Source organism: Pontibacter rugosus, assembly GCF_042678745.1.
GTDB classification, from domain to species: domain Bacteria; phylum Bacteroidota; class Bacteroidia; order Cytophagales; family Hymenobacteraceae; genus Pontibacter; species Pontibacter rugosus.
This window is the reverse complement of sequence record NZ_JBHTLD010000372.1, coordinates 1-2,343: the sequence shown is the minus strand read 5'-3', so window position 1 is coordinate 2,343 and position 2,343 is coordinate 1. Positions and strand designations below refer to the sequence as shown.

3 protein-coding genes are annotated in these 2,343 nt (G+C 49.0%); all 3 read right to left on the bottom strand.

Features of this window, described 5'->3' with window-relative positions; translation table 11 throughout:
- Positions 1–125: 125 nt before the first annotated feature.
- On the bottom strand, positions 126–1,586 hold the full coding sequence (locus ACFQ2O_RS21275) for a M28 family peptidase (protein WP_377532842.1): 1,461 nt from the start codon (positions 1,584–1,586) through the stop codon (positions 126–128).
- Between the two features lie 110 nt (positions 1,587–1,696).
- Positions 1,697–2,068: a cupin domain-containing protein gene (locus ACFQ2O_RS21270; RefSeq protein ID WP_377532840.1), complete on the bottom strand. Its 372-nt coding sequence runs from the start codon at positions 2,066–2,068 to the stop codon at positions 1,697–1,699.
- 27 nt (positions 2,069–2,095) lie between these two features.
- The coding region (locus tag ACFQ2O_RS21265) for a Kazal-type serine protease inhibitor domain-containing protein (RefSeq protein WP_377532838.1) at positions 2,096–2,343 on the bottom strand (248 nt) is incomplete at its 5' end.

Here is a 2,343-nt window from a genome sequence, read left to right as displayed (position 1 = left end):
CTGCTGTAGTAGCAGAGGCCTTCTGGTTTTTATACTTGCTTTAGTTTCATGCTGCAGGTTTAAGTGCAGCGGCTAGTAAATTTATTATTTCTATATGAACATAACACGGAAAGTATAGAGTTATACTATCGCTCCAGTTTAGCATCAGGGTCTGTGGCTGGCCGTTGTGGCGCTTGAGAAACTGCCCAGCCTGTGGCATACATCCAGCGCGCCATACGGGCCAGCTTATCTATATCGATACGCTCTGCTTCGTCGCGCGGCGTGTGGTAGTCCGGGTGAAGCAGCGTCGTAAAGAAAACAGCAGGAATACCAGCACGGGCATACGGTAAGTGATCGCTGCGGAAGTACCAGCCTTCCGGGTGGCTAGCCTCATCCCAGGAAGTGTCTATATTAAACCGTGTATACTGCTGGTTTGCGTTAAGGGCCATGTCTACTAAAGCCGTTGAGTTACGGTGTGGCGGAATAGAACCTAGTAGGGCAGCAGAATCAGGTGCGTTTCTGCCAATCATATCAGCGTTAAGCACTGCTACAATAGACTCTTTAGGAACAGTAGGATGCTCCACGTACCAGCGAGATCCCAGCAAGCCTCGCTCTTCGGCACCATGCCACACAAATAAAGCCGAACGCTTGCCCGGCTGCTGTGTCCAGGCTTTGCCAATGGCTAAAAGAGCAACTGTAACAGAAGCGTTGTCATCTGCCCCATTGTAGATGGAGTCTCCGTCTACGGTTGCTCCTATGCCGTCATGGTCGTGGTGGCCGCTGAACAGCACGTGCTCGTCCTTTAAAGCTTGGTCTGATCCGGGAGCTTTAGCCACCACATTTATCGATGGATAAGTATAGCGATCAATCTTGATAGCAGCCTTTACTTTTATGTTCTTTTGTTGCAGGTTAGGAGCCACCGAAGAATGCACCAGCACTACTGGCGCGCTATTGTTCTGCCTGGCAGGCTCTCCCTCCAACATGTATGTTCCTTCTTCAAACACATGTCCTATAAACCCGAAATCCGATTCAGCTTCTGCATCGGTTACAAGTATGATAGCGGCGGCTTTGTGATTCTTCAAGGCGTTAGTTTGCTGGCGTAGGGCAGAGGCCACATAGCGGTAGTTCCAAAGGCTCATGCCAGCGGCAGGCAAGGGAGAGGGTGCCTGAAGCGCCATCGCCACTACTTTTCCGCTTAAGTTATACTTGGCAGTATCAGCCAACGACGATAACCAGACTACCGGAGCATCAAACGCCACTTCTGCAGGTGAGGTAATCCAGGTATTCTGCCAAAGAGCTAGCGACTTCCCATTTATTTCAATCGTACTGTTGTCAGCTACTTTAGTGCGATTAATAGGGAAGAACTGAAAATAAGTACCATCATCTCCGGCAGGCTGTAAACCGGCCGCGCGGGCTTTTTCTGCCACCCAGGCAGCAGCTCTTAATTCATCTACGGTACCTGCACGCTTGCCCCGCATTTCATCACTGGAAAGTGTAAATAAATTTTCCCGAAGCTCATCGTCTTGTATAGCTAACAAATCCGGCTCAGTAGGAGTGGCGGTTACAGACCTGGAAGGCGTTTTAGTACAGGCTGTAGCGAATGCCATACCTGCCAGTAAAAACAAGTGCTTGCATTTCATAAGGTGAGATTATGATGGTAAGTATAGATAGGTACGAAAGTATAGCTGCCACAACTGGTTGAGTGGCAGCCACAGGCTTAATCTTCTTCCCGGTTCACGGTGCTGATGTCAAACGCCGGAATGCAGACAGACCAGTATTCTGTTTCATGGTCATACGGGTTTGCATAACGGATGCGTGAGCCTGCTTTGATAAGTATAGTCTCGCCGGCGCTTACTTCTACCTCTTCTCCATCTATTTCAATCAACTTTTTGCCGCGCGTCACAATCGTGATTTCATCAAACTCCGGAGTTTGGTGCGGCTCGCTCCAATGCGGCGGCGCGATCATGTGCGCCACGCTAAACTGATCGGTGCGGGTAGAGGCATTGCCAAAATGCTCTTCTATCAGTTTGCCATCGTGAGTGGGTACCCGAAACGGCTTATCTTGCTTAATATACTTTTTCTGGCTCATCTTTGAAAGAAATTATACTTGGGTATGCTACTGTTTTTCTGCGCAGTCACCTTTGGTGTACGAAGTTACACCGGCATTGTCTGCTATGCAGGAGTTGCTGTACGTTTTGCCATCACAGCCACACACAGGTTCATACTGCATGGTGCAGATGGCATCCGTGTTAATCTTAGAAGGATCAATGCAGGTGGTTTCTGTACCTTCAGGCTGGGTGTTTACACATGCGCTCAGAACCAGCAGCGAACAAGACAGCAGAGAGATAAAAGACTTTATCATAG

Bases quoted from the DNA above. Each gene is read 5' to 3' on its own strand.
- ACFQ2O_RS21275 (WP_377532842.1), bottom strand. From the start codon at position 1,586: ATGGCATTCGCTACAGCCTGTACTAAAACGCCTTCCAGGTCTGTAACC.
- ACFQ2O_RS21270 (WP_377532840.1), bottom strand. From the start codon at position 2,068: ATGAGCCAGAAAAAGTATATTAAGCAAGATAAGCCGTTTCGGGTACCC.